General features: G+C 68.9%; 21 protein-coding genes and 1 tRNA gene. 7 read left to right on the forward strand and 15 right to left on the reverse strand.

The genetic code is table 11. The annotated features are described in order from the left end of the window. Nucleotides 1-11 precede the first annotated feature (11 nt). From BLV49_RS02760 to BLV49_RS02775, 4 genes are read right to left on the reverse strand one after another with little or no spacing between them, the layout of a single operon-like run. Nucleotides 12-1028 carry a sugar phosphate isomerase/epimerase family protein gene (locus BLV49_RS02760; RefSeq protein ID WP_091179595.1) on the reverse strand — a complete coding sequence of 339 codons (1017 nt, stop codon included), beginning with the start codon at nt 1026-1028 and terminating at the stop codon, nt 12-14. Then, the gene (locus BLV49_RS02765; RefSeq protein ID WP_091179597.1) at nt 1025-2110 is read right to left on the reverse strand and encodes a Gfo/Idh/MocA family protein; all 1086 of its coding nucleotides are present in this window, start codon (nt 2108-2110) and stop codon (nt 1025-1027) included. Before BLV49_RS02765 ends, BLV49_RS02760 begins: the two co-directional genes overlap by 4 nt. Further along, nucleotides 2107-3204 (reverse strand): Gfo/Idh/MocA family protein, encoded by a 1098-nt coding sequence (locus BLV49_RS02770; RefSeq protein WP_091179600.1) that lies wholly within the window; start codon nt 3202-3204, stop codon nt 2107-2109. Before BLV49_RS02770 ends, BLV49_RS02765 begins: the two co-directional genes overlap by 4 nt. Continuing rightward, nucleotides 3201-3953, reverse strand: coding sequence for a sugar phosphate isomerase/epimerase family protein (locus BLV49_RS02775; protein WP_091186662.1), 753 nt, complete (start codon nt 3951-3953; stop codon nt 3201-3203). The genes BLV49_RS02770 and BLV49_RS02775 overlap by 4 nt, the downstream gene beginning before the upstream one ends. Nucleotides 3954-4072: 119 nt before the next feature. Here BLV49_RS02775 and BLV49_RS02780 point away from each other — a divergent pair, with 119 nt between their 5' ends. The 3 genes from BLV49_RS02780 to BLV49_RS02790 all read left to right on the forward strand — a co-directional run bounded on the left by BLV49_RS02780 (nt 4073) and on the right by BLV49_RS02790 (nt 6897). Then, complete coding sequence (locus tag BLV49_RS02780; RefSeq protein WP_091179602.1) at nt 4073-5230, forward strand: ROK family transcriptional regulator; 1158 nt, start codon at nt 4073-4075, stop codon at nt 5228-5230. Nucleotides 5231-5297: 67 nt separating this feature from the next. Then, nucleotides 5298-5885 carry a YqaJ viral recombinase family protein gene (locus BLV49_RS02785; RefSeq protein ID WP_091179605.1) on the forward strand — a complete coding sequence of 196 codons (588 nt, stop codon included), beginning with the start codon at nt 5298-5300 and terminating at the stop codon, nt 5883-5885. A 31-nt stretch (nt 5886-5916) separates the two neighbouring features. Further along, nucleotides 5917-6897, forward strand: a complete 981-nt coding sequence (locus BLV49_RS02790) for an NADP-dependent oxidoreductase (protein ID WP_245723513.1) — start codon at nt 5917-5919, stop codon at nt 6895-6897. A gap of 6 nt (nt 6898-6903) precedes the next feature. Here the strand turns inward: BLV49_RS02790 and BLV49_RS02795 are convergent, their stop codons facing one another. The 9 genes from BLV49_RS02795 to BLV49_RS02830 form a co-directional block, all read right to left on the reverse strand. After that, the gene (locus tag BLV49_RS02795; RefSeq protein WP_091179607.1) at nt 6904-7437 is read right to left on the reverse strand and encodes a GNAT family N-acetyltransferase; all 534 of its coding nucleotides are present in this window, start codon (nt 7435-7437) and stop codon (nt 6904-6906) included. A gap of 9 nt (nt 7438-7446) precedes the next feature. Next, nucleotides 7447-7836 (reverse strand): GyrI-like domain-containing protein, encoded by a 390-nt coding sequence (locus BLV49_RS17115; RefSeq protein WP_245723514.1) that lies wholly within the window; start codon nt 7834-7836, stop codon nt 7447-7449. Between the two features lie 77 nt (nt 7837-7913). Continuing rightward, on the reverse strand, nt 7914-8105 hold the full coding sequence (locus BLV49_RS17120; protein ID WP_245723515.1) for a hypothetical protein: 192 nt from the start codon (nt 8103-8105) through the stop codon (nt 7914-7916). Beyond that, nucleotides 8102-8458 carry an iron chaperone gene (locus BLV49_RS02805; protein ID WP_091179610.1) on the reverse strand — a complete coding sequence of 119 codons (357 nt, stop codon included), beginning with the start codon at nt 8456-8458 and terminating at the stop codon, nt 8102-8104. The genes BLV49_RS17120 and BLV49_RS02805 overlap by 4 nt, the downstream gene beginning before the upstream one ends. 67 nt (nt 8459-8525) lie before the next feature. After that, complete coding sequence (gene rplA, locus BLV49_RS02810) at nt 8526-9215, reverse strand: 50S ribosomal protein L1 (RefSeq protein WP_091179612.1); 690 nt, start codon at nt 9213-9215, stop codon at nt 8526-8528. Between the two features lie 73 nt (nt 9216-9288). Further along, nucleotides 9289-9717 carry a 50S ribosomal protein L11 gene (gene rplK, locus BLV49_RS02815; RefSeq protein WP_091179615.1) on the reverse strand — a complete coding sequence of 143 codons (429 nt, stop codon included), beginning with the start codon at nt 9715-9717 and terminating at the stop codon, nt 9289-9291. A 116-nt stretch (nt 9718-9833) separates the two neighbouring features. Continuing rightward, nucleotides 9834-10799 (reverse strand): transcription termination/antitermination protein NusG, encoded by a 966-nt coding sequence (nusG, locus tag BLV49_RS02820; protein ID WP_091179617.1) that lies wholly within the window; start codon nt 10797-10799, stop codon nt 9834-9836. A gap of 79 nt (nt 10800-10878) precedes the next feature. After that, nucleotides 10879-11154: a preprotein translocase subunit SecE gene (gene secE, locus BLV49_RS02825; protein ID WP_091179619.1), complete on the reverse strand. Its 276-nt coding sequence runs from the start codon at nt 11152-11154 to the stop codon at nt 10879-10881. Between the two features lie 42 nt (nt 11155-11196). After that, a tRNA-Trp gene (locus BLV49_RS02830) sits at nt 11197-11269 on the reverse strand. 200 nt (nt 11270-11469) lie between these two features. On the opposite strand from BLV49_RS02830, the gene BLV49_RS02835 reads away from it, so the two are divergent. After that, nucleotides 11470-12522, forward strand: a complete 1053-nt coding sequence (locus BLV49_RS02835) for an ATP-dependent DNA ligase (RefSeq protein ID WP_091179621.1) — start codon at nt 11470-11472, stop codon at nt 12520-12522. A gap of 2 nt (nt 12523-12524) precedes the next feature. Here BLV49_RS02835 and ligD read toward each other — a convergent pair whose 3' ends face one another. Then, nucleotides 12525-13547, reverse strand: a complete 1023-nt coding sequence (gene ligD / locus BLV49_RS02840) for a non-homologous end-joining DNA ligase (RefSeq protein WP_176980698.1) — start codon at nt 13545-13547, stop codon at nt 12525-12527. A 167-nt stretch (nt 13548-13714) separates the two neighbouring features. Here ligD and BLV49_RS02845 point away from each other — a divergent pair, with 167 nt between their 5' ends. The 3 genes from BLV49_RS02845 to BLV49_RS02855 are packed head-to-tail and all read left to right on the forward strand — an operon-like array spanning nt 13715 to nt 16714. After that, nucleotides 13715-15118, forward strand: a complete 1404-nt coding sequence (locus BLV49_RS02845) for an HNH endonuclease signature motif containing protein (protein ID WP_091179624.1) — start codon at nt 13715-13717, stop codon at nt 15116-15118. 52 nt (nt 15119-15170) lie between these two features. Then, nucleotides 15171-15791 (forward strand): DJ-1/PfpI family protein, encoded by a 621-nt coding sequence (locus tag BLV49_RS02850; protein ID WP_091179627.1) that lies wholly within the window; start codon nt 15171-15173, stop codon nt 15789-15791. Next, nucleotides 15788-16714, forward strand: coding sequence for a CPBP family intramembrane glutamic endopeptidase (locus tag BLV49_RS02855; RefSeq protein ID WP_245723516.1), 927 nt, complete (start codon nt 15788-15790; stop codon nt 16712-16714). Before BLV49_RS02850 ends, BLV49_RS02855 begins: the two co-directional genes overlap by 4 nt. Here BLV49_RS02855 and BLV49_RS02860 read toward each other — a convergent pair. Then, the gene (locus tag BLV49_RS02860) at nt 16711-17568 is read right to left on the reverse strand and encodes an ABC transporter ATP-binding protein (protein ID WP_245723517.1); all 858 of its coding nucleotides are present in this window, start codon (nt 17566-17568) and stop codon (nt 16711-16713) included. The two genes, BLV49_RS02855 and BLV49_RS02860, sit on opposite strands and share 4 nt — an antisense overlap. Nucleotides 17569-17604: the final 36 nt, after the last annotated feature.

Genomic DNA, 17604 nt, shown 5'->3' on the forward strand with positions numbered 1-17604 from the left:
TTCTGTCACTGTCACTGGTTGCTGAACGCGGCGTCGAACGAGGCCTCCGGCTGCTTCCACAGCAGCGAGCGGATGTAGCCGACCGCCTCCTTGGCCCCGTGCAGGCGGTCCATGCCGGCATCCTCCCACTCGATCGAGATGGGGCCCGTGTAGCCGATCGCCTCGAGCGCGCGGAACGCGTCCTCCCACGGCACGTCGCCGTGTCCGGTCGAGACGAAGTCCCAGCCGCGCCGCGGGTCGCCCCATGGTAGGTGCGAGCCGAGCACGCCCGCGCGGCCCTGCACGGGGCGCATGCGCGTGTCCTTGCAGTCGACGTGGTAGATGCGGTCTTTGAAGTCCCAGATGAAGCCGACGGGGTCGATCTGCTGCCACATCATGTGGCTCGGGTCCCAGTTGAAGCCGAACGCCTCGCGGTGCTCGATGGCGTCGAGCGTGCGCACGCTCGTCCAGTAGTCATACGCGATCTCGCTTGGGTGCACTTCGTGGGCGAAGCGCACGCCCTCGGCGTCGAACACGTCGAGGATGGGGTTCCACCGGCGGGCGAAGTCCTCATAGCCCTCATCGATCACGGATGCCGGAACCGGCGGGAACTGCGCGACGTAGGGCCAGATCTTCGAGCCCGTGAAGCCCACGACGACGTCGACGCCGAGCTTGCGGGCGACGCGGGCGGAGCGCTTCATGTCCTCCGCAGCGCGCTGCCGCACGCCCTCCGGGTCGCCGTTGCCCCACGTGGAGGGCCGCACGATCGCCTTGTGGCGGAAGTCGATCGGGTCGTCGCACACGGCCTGTCCGGTGAGGTGGTTCGAGATCGCGAACACCCGCAGGTTGTTGCGCTCGAGGATCTCGAGGCGGCTCTTCAGGTATGCGTCATCCTGGTCCGCGCGCTCGAGATCGAGGTGGTCGCCGCTCGCCGCGATCTCGAGACCGTCGTAGCCCCACTCGGAGGCGAGGCGCGCGACCTCCTCGAACGGCAGGTCGGCCCACTGCCCCGTGAACAGGGTGACCGGGTGTGTTGATTCGTTCGTCATTGCGTGTCTCCTTCGCTCGGGACATCCAGCCAGGCGCCGCGCTCGGCGGCATCCATCACGGTCTCGGTGAGCTGCACGGCGCGCAGCCCGTCGGTGAAGCGCGGCAACCCCTCGGGCTCGCCACCCGCGATCGCGGCGTAGCTGTCGGCGACGAACGCGTTGAACGCGTCCTGGTAGCCCTGCGGGTGACCGGCCGGAACCGTGCACAGGCGCGCGGCGTCGGGGCTCAGCTGGTCGGCGTCGCGCGGAATCGACAGGCTGCCGCCGCGGCGGCCGACCCAGATCGTCTCGGGGTTCTCCTGCTCGAACGCGATGCTCTCCGCGCTTCCGGCGATCTCGAGCGTGAGCGCGTTCTTGCGACCGGGCGCGGCCTGCGAGACGAGCAGCGTCCCGATCGCCCCGCCCGCGGTCTCGATCGTGACGGCGGCGGCGTCCTCGGTGCTCACCGCGGCATGCTCGGCGCGCTTCTCGACGAACGTGCGGCGCGTCGCCGCCACGCGCGCGATCGGGTCACCGGTGATGAACTCGAGCAGGTCCACGAGGTGCGAGCCGATGTCGGCGAACGCCCGGGAGCGGCCGCCCGTCTCCGGGTCGACGCGCCAATTGTCGTCGTCGGCGCTCAGCAGCCAGTCCTGCAGGTAGGAGGCGCGGATGCTGAGCACGCGGCCGGCCTCTCCGGAAGCGACGCGGGCCCGAGCCTCGCGCACGAGCGGATGGAAGCGGTACACGAACGGCACGGTCGCCGTGACGCCGGACGCCGCCCGGACGAGCTGCCGGGAGTCGGCGACGGTCGTCGCGAGCGGCTTCTCGCACACCACGTGCACGCCCGCACGGGCGACGGCGAGAGCCTGCTCGGCGTGGAAGGCGTTCGGCGTGCACACGTGCACGACGTCGACCTCGCCGAGGAGCGCGTCGAGGTCGGGGAACGCGCGTTCGATGCCGAGCGCCTCGGCGGCTGCGGCGCCGCGCGTCGGGCTCGACGAGACGATGCCCGCGAGCTCGGCGCCCGCGGCCCGTGCGGCGCGGGAGTGCACGGTCGCCATGAAGCCGCCGCCGACGATGCCGACGCGCAGGCGGCTCATCGTCCGATCACTCCGGCGCGCGGGTCCCAATCCTCGGGAAGCGGCGGCGCGACCTCGACGGTGCTCGCGATGTCGATCGGGCGACGCTCGTTCGCCGACTCGATCGTCGATACCATGACGTCGAGCACGTGGAAGGCCTGCTCCCCCGACGCCCGTTCGGGCCGGTTCTCGCGGATCGCCTGCGCGAGCTCTGCCACGCCCGTTCCGCGGGTGGTGCGCGTGCCGAGCGAGGGTATCGTCTCGATCTCGCCGCCCTCGCCGTGCAGCAGCAGGTCGCCCTCGAACATGTTCGGATCGGGGATGACGAGCGTGCCGTCGATGCCCGCGACCTCGAACTGGGTGCGACCGAGCTTCGAGTCGAAGCTGAAGATGCTCTGCGCGCTCTGCCCGCCCTCGAACTCGTACATCGCGCCGACGTGCGTCGGCACGGTGACGTCGAAGCGCTCGCCCGCGCGCGGACCCGATCCGATGATGCGGAACGGCTTCGCGGTCGAGGCGCTCGCGGTGACGCGCGAGACGGGGCCGAAGATCTGCACGAGGGCCGTGAGGTAGTACGGTCCGATGTCGAACAGCGGTCCCGCCCCGTGCTGGAACAGGAAGTCGGGGTTCGGGTGCCAGGCCTCAGGGCCCGGGTTCTGCATGAGCGTGAGCGCGGTCAGCGGAGCGCCGATGCGGCCGCCCTCGATGAGACGGCGCGCCGACTGGATGCCGGCGCCGAGGAACGTGTCGGGAGCGGTCGCGACGCGTCGGCCGGCCGCGTGGGCAGCGTCGAGCAGCACCCGGCCCGACTCGCGATCGAGCGCGAACGGCTTCTCGCTCCACACGTGCTTGCCCGCCTCGAGCGCCTGCAGCGCGACCTCGACGTGCACGGCGGGGATGGTGAGGTTGACGACGATCTCGATGTCGTCGTCGACGAGGAGCTCATCGACGGTTCCGGATGCCGCGACGCCGAACTTCTGCGCCTGGGCGGCGGCCCGCTCGGTGTCGAGGTCGGCGATGAAGCGCACGTCGAGGTCGGGGAAGGACGTCAGGTTCTCGAGGTACTGGGTGCTGATCACTCCGGCGCCGATGACGCCGACTCCGACGCGGCTCACGCGTTCGCCCCGTTCTCGAGCGAGCGGAGGTAGCCGAAGCTGTCCACGACGGCCTGGAAGCGGTCGCCGCGGGAGTCGTCGAGCTCGATGACGCGCAGTGCGCTCGGCGCGGCGGCGAGGATCGCCGGGATGTCGAGGCTGCCGCTTCCGACGGCGACCTGGTCCTTCGTCTCTGCCGTGCCGGGGCCGTCCTTCACGTGGATCGCGGCCACCCGGTCGCCGAGGCGGCCGAGCAGGTCAACGGGGTCCACACCGCCGACGGCAGCCCAGTACGTGTCGATCTCGAGCACGACCTCAGGGTCGAGGAGCGACGCGAAGTACTCGAGCGCGGTCGTGCCCTCGATGCGGCTCTGCAGCTCGTGCGCGTGGTTGTGGTAGCCGACGGTGATGCCGTGCTCGGCGGCGACCGTCGCGGCCTCGTTGAGGCGACGGGCCGTGTCGGCGACGTCCTCGGCGCTCGTCCACTTCTCGGGGCCGACGAAGGGATCGATCACGCTGCGGATGCCGAGGGCTGAAGCCGCGGCGGCGACCACGGCGATCGAGCCGTCGGCGAGGAATCCCTGGTGAGTGGTGGGAGCGGTGAGACCGGCCGCCGTGAGCGCGTCGCCGAGCCCCTCGAACTGCGTGAAGGCGAAGGGCTCCACGCGAGTGAAGCCGGCGTCGGCGAGGCGCTGCAGTGTGCCGGGCAGATCCTTCGTGATGAGTTCGCGGACGGTGTAGAGCTGAACGGACAGCGGGGACGTGTTCATGATCTCCTCGGTGAATCGCGGACCCGAGTGGCCCGCAACCATTGAACGACGACTTTTGGTTTCTGTCAATCAAAAGTTGTGACTAGCCGATCAGTAGTCGGCTGTGCTTTACTCACAACATGGTCACGGTTCCGAGCGCGCCGCGCGCCGCATCGGCGGGCGACCTGCTCCAGCTTCTGCGCGATGGCGAGCCTCGCACGAAGGCGGAGATCGCGGCGCTCACGGGGCTGTCGCGCTCGACGGTAGCGGCCCGCATCGACGCGCTGCTCGCCTCCGGTTTCGCCATGCCGGCGGGTGAGGCCGCGTCCTCCGGCGGCCGGCGGCCGTCTCGCGTCGCGTTCTCGCCGCTTTCCCGGCTCGTCGTGGGCATCGATCTCGGCGCGACCCACGGCGTCGTCGCCCTCAGCGATCTCGCCGGCACCATCCTCGCCGAGAGCGCGGCGCGGCTGCGCATCACCGACGGCCCCGAGAGCGTTCTCGACTGGGCGGTCGGCGAAACCCTCGAGCTGCTCGCCGACGTCGGCCGCGATGCCGACGACGTGCTCGGCGTCGGCATCGGCGTCCCTGGCCCCGTCGAGCACGACACAGGGCGCCCCGTGAATCCGCCGATCATGCCCGGCTGGGACCGCTTCGACATCCCCGCCTTCGTGCGGCGGCGACTCCCCGTCACGGTTCTCGTGGACAACGACGTCAACGTGCTCGCTCTCGGCGAGCAGGCGATGTTCTGGCCGGACGCCGACGATCTCGTCTTCGTGAAGGTGTCGACGGGAATCGGCGCGGGAGTCATCATGGGCGGCCGCCTGCAGCGCGGCGCGCGCGGTTCGGCCGGGGATCTCGGGCACGTGCGAGTCCCCGTAACCGACGGCGCCCACTCCCCCGACCTCGAGGCGGTCGCCTCGGGACCCGCGATCGCCGCGTCGCTCGACGGCTCGACGAGCGAGGACGTGATAGCCGCGGTCCGCGGCGGCGATGCCCGAGCCGCCGAAGCGGTGCGGCAGGCGGGTCGTGATGTCGGCGAAGTGCTCGCCGGCGTCGTGAACCTGCTCAATCCCTCCGTCATCGTCATCGGCGGCAGCATCACGAGAGCGGGCGAGCATCTCATCGCCGGCGTGCGCGAAGTCGTGTACCGACGCTCCATACCGCTCGCGACGCAGGACCTGACGATCGCGCCGTCCCGCGGTGGAGAGTCCGCGGGAGCGCTCGGTGCGGCGATCATGGCGATCGACGCGACGCTCGACGCCGAATCGGTCGACGCGATCGTGAACGGCCGGTTCTGAAGGCTCTCCTGCCGCAACGCGCGCACCGCTGTCGGCGGCATCCGCTCGACGGGGTGAGAATGGAAGGGTGAATCCCCGCCTCGCCAACCGCATCATCGCCGACTCGAGCGATCGCGTCGGCTGGCTGCGGGCCCGCTCACGCGGAATCACGGCGACGGACGTGGCGAAGCTGTCGACGCCGCACTCCATCCAGGTCGCGGCGACAGCGAAGCTGCACGGCACGGGCTTCACGGGCAACGCCTACACCGACCACGGGAGGCGCCGGGAGCCGGAGATCGCGGCGTGGGTCGCCGCCACCCACGGGATCCAGCCGTCGTCGGCGCTGTTCCACGCCGAGACGGAGACGCGTCACCTCGCGACGCCGGACGGCGTCGGCAGCATGACAACCGGCGGGGTCATCCTCGCCGAGATCAAGACGACGACGAAGCCGTGGCGCTCGATTCCGCGCAACTACCTGCGGCAGGTGTGGTGGCAGCAGTACGTGCTCGGCGCGGAGCGCACCCTCGTCGTGTGGGAGCAGCACGACAACTTCGTCCCGGTGGGCGACGAGCCGCTGTGCCGCTGGGTCGACCGGGACGAGACGGAGATCGCGAAGCTCGTCTCGCTCGCGAACCAGCTCATCGACGAACTGCACGTGCGCACGACACGGCGCTGAACCGCTCGCGCGAGCGTGGCAGACTCGGAGCATGAGCCAGCCCGTAGACATTCCCGAGACGATGACAGCCGCCGTGATCGACAAGACCGGTCCGGCCGAGAACCTGCACACGGCGACGGTTCCCGTGCCGCCGAGCTTTCTCGGCGACGTTCTCGTGAAGGTCGCCGCTGCCGGCATCAACCCCGTCGACTTCAAGACGCGTTCGGGGAAGAACCCGACAGCGGCAGCGCTGCGCTTCCCCGCGATCCTCGGGCACGACTTCGCCGGCACGATCGTGCGCGAGCCGTACGAGGCGCACCCGCTCCGGGCCGGCACGAAGGTGTTCGGCATGACGACGCTTCCGCGCTACGCCGGCAGCTACGCCGAGTACGTCGCCGCACCGACCCTCGCGGTGGCGCCGAAGCCGACGTCGCTCTCGTTCACGCAGGCGGCCGCGGTGCCGCTCGCAGCCCTCACGGCGTGGGGCGCCGTCGTCGACGTCGCGAAGGCGCACCACGGTCAGCGCATGCTCATCCACGCGGGAGCCGGCGGCGTGGGCCAGTTCGCCGTGCAGTTCGCGCGCTACTTCGGAGCCGACGTCGTCACGACCGCCTCGGGGCGGAACATCGAGTTCCTCCGGTCGATCGGCGCGAAAGCCGTCGTCGACTACACGACGACGCGTTTCGACGAGGTGCTGAGCGACATCGACGTCGTCATCGACCTCATGGGCAACGCGCACGACGACACCGGGTCGCGGTCGCTGCGCGTGCTGCGTCCCGACGGACTCATCGTGAACGTGCCGACCGGGTCGTTCCCGACCCTGTTCGAAGAAGCGGATGCCGCCGGCGTGCGGGCCACGACGTTCAAGCTCGTGGCGAGCGGGGACACGCTCGCCAAGATCGGGCGCATCATCGACGCGGGCGACGTCTCGGTGCACGTCGACGCCGTTTACCCGCTCGCCGAGGCCGCCGCCGCGCACGCGGAGCTCGAGAAGGGGCACACTCGCGGCAAGATCGTTCTCGAGGTCGAGTAGCGCCGTTCAGGCCTCGAGCACGCACTCCATCACGAAGTCGTCGCACCAGCGGTCGCCGACCTTGAAGCGGCGGGTGCCGACACGACGGAACCCGCTCTTCTCGTAGAACCGCACGGCGCGCGCGTTGAGCTGATTGACGCCGAGCCACACGCCGCGAGCGCCGACGGATGCGGCCGACTCGAGCGTCGCCCGCATGAGCGAACCTGCCGCGCCCGTGCCGTGCGCGCTCGCGTGCACGTACACTTTGCTGAGTTCGACGGACGGCCGCACGGTGAGCCCTTCGGCGACGGCGGGATCCTCGGGCGCCTCGTCGACGAGCATGGTGTAGCCGACGAGGGCGTCGCCGTCCGCGGCGACGAGCAGCATCCGCCTCTGATCGGCGAGGTATTCGCCGAAGCGCTCTTCGCTGAGATGCCGTGACACGAACGCGTCGACGTCGGCGGGCGCCATGTCAGGCGGACACGCCAAGGCGAACGTCTGCGCGGCGAGCTGGGAGAGCGCAGCAGCATCCGCTCGGTCTGCGCGTCGGATGTGCACCATACGTCGAGCCTACTGGTCGGGCGGGGACGCGCCCATGTCGATGACGGGACGCACGGGCTGCCGCAGCACGGTCTTGAGCTTCTCGGGCGGCGTGCGCCGCGGGTCGCTCAGGTAGATCTCGTGGTGGTCGCCGTTGAAGGTGAGCCCGTTCTGCGGGAGATACTCGTCGTGCAGCCGCGCGAGCGTCGGACCTTCGTCATCGTAGGCTCCGATGTGGAGCGTCTGCACGGAGCGGCCCTCGAGAAGGTGGCGCATGCCGACAATGTGCGCAACGTCGACGCCCTTCGCGCGTTCGACCGTGTCCAGCGCTGTTCGCACGTCATCGCCGGTGATCCAGTGCGGGAGGGCGAGGAGCATCGTCCACTGCCACTGCCGCTTGTCGCGCCGCGTCGCGAACACGGCAGGGTCGTCGGCGCGCCACAGGCCTTCGAGCGGTGCGACGACGAAGTCGCGGCCCGAGCGCTTGCTGTCGAACTTCAGCGTGTAGGCGACCGCGTAGAGCGCTGTGACGATCTCGGCATAGGCGGTCGCCGTATTGGGTCACCGGCGCCGTCGCCGGCGAGATAGTGCTGCGGCGGCACGTCGACTTCGACGAAGCGCCCGGCGGGCGGCGCGTACAGTTCGCGCGCCGCCTTCTTGATGTCGTACTTCTCACCGGCGGGGCTCATCGTGACGTCCTCGCCTCGATCTCCGTGCGCCGGGAATCGACGATTCGGCGCACGAGTTCGTCAGGCACGGGCGAGTCGGCGCTGAAGTGGACGCTGCCGCTCGTCGTCTCGAACCCCGTCAGTGCCTCCGCCAGCTCAGCGACGACGGCCCCGCTGAACGGGTAGAGGGAGAGGAATCTTCGTGTGCGCATCGCGGCGATGAGGCCCTTGTCGCGGTAGAGCAGGGCGGGCATGCCGTAGCTCTTTCCCTCGACCGCCTCCGGCACCTGCTCGCGCGCGATGGCGTAGATCCGCTCGAGCGCCGCCCGGTCGGATGCTGCCATCGTCGTGAGGTACTCCGCGACACTGCCCATGACAGCAGAGCATAGACGCGAAGGGCCCCGTCGCCTATAGCGACGGAGCCCTTCGAGGGTCCGTGGATCAGATCGCGTTGACGTCCAGCGGGATGCCGGGGCCGAACGTGGTCGACACGGCGCCCTTCTGGATGTAGCGGCCCTTCGCGCTCGTCGGCTTGAGGCGGACGACCTCTTCGAGCGCCGCCGAGATGTTCTCGTTCAGCTGCTCGGCGGTGAAGGCGGCCTTTCCGACGACGAAGTGCACGTTCGCGTGCTTGTCGACGCGGAAGGCGATCTTTCCGCCCTTGATGTCGCCCACGGCCTTCGCCACGTCGGGCGTGACGGTTCCGGTCTTCGGGTTCGGCATGAGGCCGCGGGGTCCGAGGACCTTACCGAGGCGGCCGACCTTGCCCATGAGCTCGGGCGTCGAGACGGCCGAGTCGAAATCGGTGTAGCCGTCTGCGACCTTTTGGATGAGCTCGTCGCCGCCGACCTCGTCAGCGCCCGCTGCGATCGCGGCCTCAGCGGCCGCACCGGTCGCGAACACGATGACGCGCGCGGTCTTGCCGGTACCGTGAGGAAGAATGACGGTACCGCGGACCATCTGGTCCGCCTTGCGGGGGTCGACACCGAGCTTCAGCGCGACCTCGACGGTCGAGTTGAAGTTCGAGGAGCCGGTCTCCTTCGCGAGAGCGACGGCCTCTTCGGGGGTGTAGTGCTTTCCAGCCTCGATCTTCTCGGCTGCGGCCCGGTAGGCCTTTGACTTCTGTGCCATGTTGTTCTCCTGTTGAGAGTGTGGTCATCTGCGCCTGGCCGGCGCTGCCACGTAGTCTGTCGGGGGTCGAGTGCTACTCGACGGTGATGCCCATGGAACGCGCGGTTCCGGCGATGATCTTCGACGCGGCGTCGATGTCGTTCGCGTTGAGGTCGGCCATCTTCTGCTCGGCGATCTCGCGCACCTGGTCGTTCGTGAGCTTGCCGACCTTTGTGGTGTGGGGAACTCCGGAGCCCTTCTTGACGCCCGCAGCCTTCTTGATGAGCTCGGCGGCCGGAGGGGTCTTGAGGATGAACGTGAACGAGCGGTCCTCGTACACGGTGATCTCGACCGGCACGACGTTTCCACGCTGCGACTCGGTCGCGGCGTTGTACGCCTTGCAGAACTCCATGATGTTGACGCCGTGCTGACCCAGCGCCGGACCGATCGGCGGGGCGGGGTTGGCGGCGCCGGCGTTGATCTGAAGCTTAATCAGACCAGTGACCTTCTTCTTCGGTGCCATGATTCTTCCTTCTTCTGGTATTCGAACTCCGCCGGTGTTGGCGGATGCTCTCCCGACGGCCCGTTGCAGGCCGCGGTAAATCGGCAGGATGCCGCTGGCGGCATCCGACCGAGGTCTTAAAGCTTGGTGACCTGGTCGAAGCTGAGCTCGACCGGGGTCTCACGCTCGAAGAGCGAGACGAGGACCGTGAGCTTGCCGCTCTCGGGCTTGATCTCGCTGATCGACCCGGGCAGCCCGGCGAACGAGCCTTCCTTGATCGTGATGGTCTCGCCGATCTCGAAGTCGACTTCGGCGGGAATCGAGCGCTGTGCGCCCTTCGCGCCGCCGGCCGCGCCGCTCTTCGCGGGAGCCGTGTCCTTGATCTCGACGAGGCTCTTGAGCATGTTGAACGCCTCTTCGAAGCGTAGCGGCGTGGGGTTGTGGGCGTTGCCCACGAAGCCCGTGACGCCCGGCGTGTGACGCACGACCGACCAGCTGTCTTCGTTGAGCTCCATGCGCACGAGCACGTAGCCGGGGATGCGCACGCGCGTGACCATCTTGCGCTGGCCGTTCTTGATCTCCACCACGTCTTCCATGGGGACCTCGACCTGGTAGATGTAGTCCTCGACCTCGAGCGTGCCCTTGCGCTGCTCTATATTGGCCTTCACGCGACGCTCGAAACCGGCGTACGAGTGGATGACGTACCACTTGCCCGGCATGACGCGCAGCTCGGCACGGAAGGCCTCGTACGGGTCGACCTCTGCCGGCTCCGGGGTCTCTTCCGCGGCCGCGGCGGCCTCGTCGGCATCCTGCTCGTCTTCGACAGCCTCGGCGGCGGCTTCGATCTCCTCAGGAGTGTCGGCGTCGAGCGCCTCCTCCGTCACGGAGTCGGCCTCGGGGTCCTGCGTCTGCCCGAGGGCGTCGAGCGCGGCGTCGAGGCTGCCCTCGACGTCGAGGTCCTCGACATGGAGGGCGCGGTTCTCTGCGGGCTGCACGGACTGCTCGTTGCCGGCGAGCACGTTGCCCTCTTGCGCCTCGTCGACCTCTGACGACTGCTCAGCCGCGGTCGCCCAGTCGACGTCGTCTCGGTTTCTCTCAGACACTGAATTCATTCCATTTCTGTCGTGCGGCTCCGGCCCGAATATGCGGTGAGCCCGGGGGCCGTCTCAGGTGCGGTGCGGCTCAGGTCGCTGGCGTTCCGAAGACGAAGATCACGAGCCAGCTGAACAGCTGGTCGAGCCCGTAGACGATCGCCATCATGAAGACCACGAACACCAGCACGACGGCGGTGTAGCTCCAGAGCTCGCGACGGGTCGGCGTGACGACCTTCTTGAGCTCGGCGATGACCTGCTTCAGGAACAAGACGATCCCGGCGAAGGGGCCGCGCTTCTCAGCACGCGCGCTCTTCGCAGCAGCGACGACATCCTCGCTCGGGGTGTCGATTACTTTACGGGCCAACGTGTTACACCTTTCGTGTGCCGGTGATCATGCACCGACGCGCAGGGCGGACAGGACTCGAACCTGCAACCTGCGGTTTTGGAGACCGCTGCTCTACCAATTGAGCCACCGCCCTATGAGTGGGGTTGCACCTACTCTAGGGTCGAAATCTGCATAGCTCCACTGAACCGATTGGCGCGCTCGACGCCAAAAATGGGCATAGAGAAGCTTGGCAGACTTCAACTACCTCGGATAAGTGTACGCGACGACTTCGGCAACTCCAAGCCGAGGAGGCGCCCCTCGCCTGGCGGCGTCCTACGTGGCAGGATCGCGAGCATGCAGCCCACCGCCGAGTCACCTGTCGCTCCCATGCTCGCGCGCGCCGTCGATGCCGTTCCGGAACCCGACAGCGTCGAGGGTGGACTGGCCTACGAGCCCAAGTGGGACGGCTTTCGAGGAATCGCATATGTCGACGGCCCCCGCTGTGAGATCGGCAGCCGCGGCTCCAAACCGCTCACCCGTTACTTCCCTGAGCTTGTCGCGGCCCTGACAGAGCAGCTGCGCGTTCCCTGTGTTCTCGACGGCGAGATCGTCGTGCGCACGGGAACGCCCGGGCACGAGCACCTCGACTGGGAGGCGCTGTCGCAGCGCATTCACCCGGCCGCGACGCGCATCGAGAAGCTCTCGCAGGAGACGCCCGCGATGTTCGTCGCCTTCGATCTGCTCGCGCTCGGAGACCGCGACTACCTGTCCGCGCCGTTTCGCGAGCGTCGTGCCGCTCTCGAGTCGCTCGCCGCCGAGTTGCGGCATCCGCTGTCGATAACGCGGCTGACGACGGATGTGGAGCTCGCTCGCCGCTGGCTCGTGGAGTTCGAGGGAGCGGGTCTCGACGGCGTCGTGGCGAAGCGGCTCGCGGAACCGTATGCGCCGGGAAAGCGGCAGATGCTCAAGGTCAAGCACCATCGCACGGCCGACGTCGTGGCGCTCGGCTACCGCCTGACCTCGGACGGCACGGGTCTTGCCTCGCTGTTGCTCGGTCTGTTCGATGACGACGGGGTCTTGCGCAATGTCGGCGCGGTGTCGGCGTTCACCGACAAGCGCAGACGGCAACTCGTCGACGAGCTCGCGCCGCACGTCGACCGGGATGCCGCCGGGATGCCGCTGAAAGGCGAGACCGAGCGCAGCCGGTTCTCGTCGGGCAAGGACCTCTCGTATGTCCGGCTCAAGCCCGAGGTGGTGCTCGAGGTGAGGTACGACCAGCTGGAGGGCGCACGGTTCCGGCATACGGCCCAGTTCGAACGCTGGCGCCCCGATCGCGAGGCCCGCTCCTGCACCTTCGAGCAGCTCGAGCGCCCGATCGCCTACGACCTGTCGAAAGTGATCTCGTAGTCTCAGTCGTCGTGTCTGGCACGGCTCGGCTGCACGCGCGGCGGCTCCCCCGGCATCTTCGGGTAGTCGGGCGGGAACGGCAGTTCTCCCAAGCCGTTGTCGCAGTCCCGCTGCCACCAGGCGAGCAGCGTGTCGATCGTGCCCTGTCGTTCGCCGAAGTCGGCGAAGGGGTCGCCGATCGTGCGCAACCGCTCGGGCACCGTCTCGATCGTGAAGGCGCGCGGGTCCACTGTTTCGACCTCGTCCCAGGTGATCGGGCACGACACGGGCGCGTGGCCAAGGGCGCGGGCACTGTAGGCGCCCGCCATCGTGCGGTCGCGGTTGGCCTGATTGAAGTCCACGAAGACCTTCTGTCCGCGTTCCTCTTTCCACCACGCCGTCGTCACCCGATCGGGCATGCGCCGCTCGAGTTCGCGAGCGGCCGCGATGACGGCGTGCCTGACGTCGAGGAACTCCCGCGTCGGCGCGATGGGCGCGAAGACGTGCAGGCCGCGGTTGCCGGACGTCTTGACGTAGGCCTCGAGTCCGGCCTCGTCGAGCACCTTCCGCAGTTCGAGTGCCGCCGGAATCGCGTCGTCGATGTCTGTTCCGGGCTGCGGGTCGAGGTCGATGCGCAGCTGGTCGGGATTGTCGGAGTCCTCTGCCCGTGACGGCCACGGGTGGAACACGATCGTGTTCATCTGCACCGCCCACACCGCCGCGGCCGGCTCGTCGATCACCAGTTGCGGGTGCGATCGTGCGCTCGGGTAGACGACGGTGACAGCCCGCACGTAATCGGGCGCTCCGCGCGGCGGGTTCTTCGAGAAGAACTGCTCTCCGTCGACGCCTTCCGGGAAGCGCTGCAGTGACACCGGCCGGTCGCCGTTCGCGCGCACGAAGGCGTCGCCGACGGCGATGATGTAGTTCGCGAGATCGAGTTTCGTGATGCCGAGCTCGGGCCACAGCACACGACCGGGCGACGAGAGCCGCACCTCCCGCTGCCCGTGCGGCCCGTCGACCGCAAGCATCACGGCGTCGGTTGCCATGCGCCAACGCTACCCCGCTGTCGCCGGCGTGTCGAAGGTCCTGCGCGTCGCGGTCGTCGGTTCACTCGTCCTCCACAGGAGCCGGCGCAAAGAGGTTGTCCACAAGTCGCCTCTGATCTGCGGTTCCGTCGGACGCGAATGTCGGTGGGTGCTGGTTGACTTGAGCCATGAACGAGCAGGCGAGGTGGTCGGACGGCATCCCTCACGTGGCGGATGCCGCGGCCATGCGCGCCGCCGAGACAGCTCTCTCGGCGGTCGCCGAGCTCATCGACATCGACCCTGGCGATCTCACGGCGAACGGACTGCTCGAGTACACGGGACTTCTGGGAAACATCGCCCGGGTCGTGGAGGGTCGGCAGGTCGGCAACGTGGGCGAGATCGCCCGCCGCTCCGGCGCCGACGCCGGGCTCGACGGGCTGGCCGCCCGTCACGGCGCGGCGACGCCCGCGGCGCTGTTCGAGAAGATCACGGGGGCGAAGAACTCGACGGCGTACCGCTACGCGCGCACCGCCAAGCACGCGACGCCTCGAGTGTCGGATGCCGGGGCTCCGCTGCCTCCTCTGTTCGAGCACACCGCCGCGGTCCTCGCCGAGGGGATCATCGGCCTCGACGCCGCCGAGGCGCTCACCGCAACCCTCGCGGCCGTTCTGCCCCGGGCGATTCCCGCGGAACTCGACGAGGCCGAGCGGACCCTGCTCGGCAACGCGACGGGAGCGTCGGGAAACGCGCCCCTGCCCGCCGATGAGCTGCGACTGCAGGCCAAGGCGTTCTGCATCGCTCTCGATCCGGACGGGGCCGAGCCGACCGCCGAGCAGCAGCATCAGGCGCGCAGCCTCACCTTCACCGCTCAGGATGACGGAATGCTCCGGATCGCCGGCCGGCTCTCGCCGGAGCAGGCGGCTATCGTCACGCCGGTGTTCGATGCTTTCATGTCCCCGCGCACAGGGCCCGTCTTCCTCACCGAGGAGGAACTCGCGGCCAAGAACGCGCAGCCCGAGCAGCGGAGCAGGTCGCAGGAGCGCTCCGATGTGTTCACCGCCATCATCGGCGGCGTCGGGAAGCAGGATGCCACCCCGAAGCTGCACGGCCGCGGGCCGACAGTTCTTGTCGTCACGAACGGGAACGACCTGCAGAACGGAACGGGCGCGGCTTGCTCTCCCGGCACTCCGGAACCGCTCCCGCAGTCGTTCGTCCGGCAGATGCAGTGCGACGGCGACACCCGCCCGCTCGACTTCCGGCGTGGAGAAGTGCTCAACCTCGGCGCCGCGGAGCGTTTCTTCGCGGCCGCCCAGCGCCTCGCGCTGATCGCCCGAGACGGGCCAACGTGCGTCGCCGACGGATGCACGATCCCCGCATGGCTCACGGAAGCACACCACATCGTCGCGTGGGCCGACGGAGGCCGCACAGACCTCCGCAACGGCGTCATGGTGTGCTGGTTTCACCATCGGCTGCTGGAGCGCGGCGAATGGAGCGTCCGCATCGTCGACGGCAGGGCGCGCATGATCCCGCCGGCCTGGTACGTCGGCCGGCGGTATCTGCGCCGCCAACGACGGGAGCTCGACTCCGGGTGACGAGCGGGAGGCGCTCCTCCGAGGGAGGGAATCGGCGTGGAATGATGGTCGCATGCCGCCCACTTCGCGCAGCGTCGCCGTCATTCTCTTCGAGGGCTTCGAGCTGCTTGACGCCGTCGGTCCCATCGAGCTGTTCAGCCGGCTGCCCCATGACTTCGCCGTCTCCCTCCTCGGTCCCGATGCCGGGCCCGTGCGCAGCCGACAGGGCGCCGAAGTGGTCGCCGACACGTCCTACGACGACGCGGTGACACCCGACATCGCGCTCGTTCCGGGTGGCATGGGAACGCGCACGCTCGTCGATGACGCACCGTTTCTCGAGTGGCTCGCGCGGTGGGCGCGCGGCGCAGAGTTCGTGACGTCGGTGTGCACCGGGTCGGCGCTGCTCGCGGCATCCGGTCTTCTCGAGGGGTATCGCGCGACGTCGAACAAGCGCGCCTTCGACTGGGCGTCCCACCACGGCGAGAACGTCGAGTGGGTTCGACAGGCGCGCTGGGTCGTCGATCGCAACCGCTGGACGTCGTCAGGAGTCGCTGCCGGAATGGACATGACGCACGCGCTCATCGCCGCTCTCGTCGGCCGGGATGCTGCGCGGGAGGCGGCCGCGGGCATCGAGTACGAGCCGCACACGGATGCGGAGCGGGATCCCTTCGCACGCGAGAGCGAGACCTCGTGATCGGCGGGCGTCGCACCGCCCTGTCGCTCACGGTGTACCTCGTGATCGCATTTGGGCTGTCGTGGCTGATCGCGCTGCCGCTCTGGCTCAGCGGCCAGGGACTGCAGCACCCGCTGTTCGGTGCGATCGCCGTCGGCATGATGGCCACGCCCGCGATCGGCGCGCTCGTCGCTGTCTTCGTCGTCGAACGCGGACCGAACCGCGCAGAGCGGCTCGGTCTGTGGCCGCTGCGACCGGCCGGTCGGTTCTGGATGTACCTGGGGCTCGGCCTCGTCGTGCCCGTCGCCCTCGTCGTCGCCGCGCTCGTCATCGGCGCGCTCCTCGGCACCTACCCGGCGGATTTCGCGCGGTTCTCCGGATACCGATCGCTTCTCGCCGCGACGGGGGCGGCATCCCTTCCGATTCCGATCGGGCTCCTCGTCGCCGCGCAGTACCTCAACATCGTCGTCGGCGCCGCGCTCAATCTCATCCCCGCGCTCGGCGAGGAGCTCGGCTGGCGCGGCTGGCTCCTGCCGAAGCTCCTGCCGCTCGGCACCGTGCCGGCGCTGCTGATCTCAGGGGCGGTCTGGGGGCTGTGGCATGCCCCGCTCATTCTGCTCGGCTACAACTACCCGACCGCGTCCGGGTGGCTCGGCGTGCTGCTCATGATGGGCATGTGCGTGGTCATGGGCGGGATCTTCGGCTGGCTCCGCATTCGCTCCCGCTCGGTATGGCCGGCCGCCCTCGCGCACGGCGCGCTCAACGCCTCCGTCGGCCTCTCGGCCGTGTATGCGCGCGCCGGGGAGAGCGTCGACACCGTTCAGGCGACGATTCTCGGCTGGTCGGGCTGGATCGCGCCCGCGGTCGTCGTGATCGTGCTGCTCATCGCGGGCCAGTTCCGGTGGCCGACGCCCGCCGAGCAGCGTCGGCGACGCGCCTTCTAGCCGGCGTCGTTCTCGTCGGCCCATTCTCCGTCGGCCTCGTCGATGTCGCCGGGGGTCTCCGGTTCGGCATCGAGCGGCACGACCATGGGCTTGCCCGTCACGGGATCGGCGACGCACACCGCGCGCAGGCCGAACACCTCGTGCACGAGCTCAGCCGAGACGATGTCGGCCGGCGCACCCTCGGCGACGATGCGACCGTCGCGCATGGCGATGATGTGGTCGGCGTAGCGGAAGGCCATGTTGAGGTCGTGCAGAACAGCGACGAGCGTGTAGCCGCCGCGAGCGTGCAAGCTGCGGCACAGATTGAGCACGTCGATCTGGTGGGCGATGTCGAGGAACGTGGTTGGCTCGTCGAGAAGCAGAAGCGGCGTCTGCTGCGCGAGGACGAGAGCGAGCCACACACGCTGACGCTGTCCGCCCGAGAGCTCGTCGACGTGCGCGTCGGCCAGATGGAGCACGTTCGTCGCCTCCATGGCGTCGCGCACGGCGGCCTCGTCGGCGTCAGACCACTGCCGCAGCAGGCTCTGATGCGGGAATCGGCCGCGCGAGACGAGATCGACGACCGTGATGCCGTCCGGCGCGATCGAGGACTGCGGCAGCAGTCCGAGCCGCCTCGCCACTTCCTTCGAGCCGTACTCGGTTATCGCGCGGCCGTCGAGGATCACACGGCCCGACCGCGGTGAGAGCAATCGGGACAAGGCGCGAAGAAGCGTCGATTTTCCGCACGCGTTCGGACCGATGATTGCCGTGAACGACTGGTCGGGGATCGCCACGTCGAGATCCGCGGAGATGATCTTCCCGTCGTAGCCGATCGTCAGATCGTGCCCGGCGAGGGTCTCGTGTGCGATGGTCAACAGCGGCCCTTCAGTGACGTGGCGGCGTTGGGCCGG

This window comes from Paramicrobacterium humi (assembly GCF_900105715.1).
Taxonomy (GTDB): Bacteria; Actinomycetota; Actinomycetes; order Actinomycetales; family Microbacteriaceae; genus Paramicrobacterium; species Paramicrobacterium humi.

What these genes read in the sequence shown, in the direction of transcription:
- BLV49_RS02760 (WP_091179595.1), bottom strand. Translation starts at nt 1,028, where the DNA reads ATGACGAACGAATCAACACACCCGGTCACCCTGTTCACGGGGCAGTGG.
- BLV49_RS02765 (WP_091179597.1), bottom strand. Translation starts at nt 2,110, where the DNA reads ATGAGCCGCCTGCGCGTCGGCATCGTCGGCGGCGGCTTCATGGCGACC.
- BLV49_RS02775 (WP_091186662.1), bottom strand. Translation starts at nt 3,953, where the DNA reads ATGAACACGTCCCCGCTGTCCGTTCAGCTCTACACCGTCCGCGAACTC.
- BLV49_RS02780 (WP_091179602.1), top strand. Translation starts at nt 4,073, where the DNA reads ATGGTCACGGTTCCGAGCGCGCCGCGCGCCGCATCGGCGGGCGACCTG.
- BLV49_RS02790 (WP_245723513.1), top strand. Translation starts at nt 5,917, where the DNA reads ATGAGCCAGCCCGTAGACATTCCCGAGACGATGACAGCCGCCGTGATC.
- BLV49_RS02795 (WP_091179607.1), bottom strand. Translation starts at nt 7,437, where the DNA reads ATGGTGCACATCCGACGCGCAGACCGAGCGGATGCTGCTGCGCTCTCC.
- BLV49_RS17120 (WP_245723515.1), bottom strand. Translation starts at nt 8,105, where the DNA reads ATGAGCCCCGCCGGTGAGAAGTACGACATCAAGAAGGCGGCGCGCGAA.
- BLV49_RS02805 (WP_091179610.1), bottom strand. Translation starts at nt 8,458, where the DNA reads ATGGGCAGTGTCGCGGAGTACCTCACGACGATGGCAGCATCCGACCGG.
- rplA (WP_091179612.1), bottom strand. Translation starts at nt 9,215, where the DNA reads ATGGCACAGAAGTCAAAGGCCTACCGGGCCGCAGCCGAGAAGATCGAG.
- rplK (WP_091179615.1), bottom strand. Translation starts at nt 9,717, where the DNA reads ATGGCACCGAAGAAGAAGGTCACTGGTCTGATTAAGCTTCAGATCAAC.
- BLV49_RS02835 (WP_091179621.1), top strand. Translation starts at nt 11,470, where the DNA reads ATGCAGCCCACCGCCGAGTCACCTGTCGCTCCCATGCTCGCGCGCGCC.
- ligD (WP_176980698.1), bottom strand. Translation starts at nt 13,547, where the DNA reads ATGGCAACCGACGCCGTGATGCTTGCGGTCGACGGGCCGCACGGGCAG.
- BLV49_RS02845 (WP_091179624.1), top strand. Translation starts at nt 13,715, where the DNA reads ATGAACGAGCAGGCGAGGTGGTCGGACGGCATCCCTCACGTGGCGGAT.
- BLV49_RS02850 (WP_091179627.1), top strand. Translation starts at nt 15,171, where the DNA reads ATGCCGCCCACTTCGCGCAGCGTCGCCGTCATTCTCTTCGAGGGCTTC.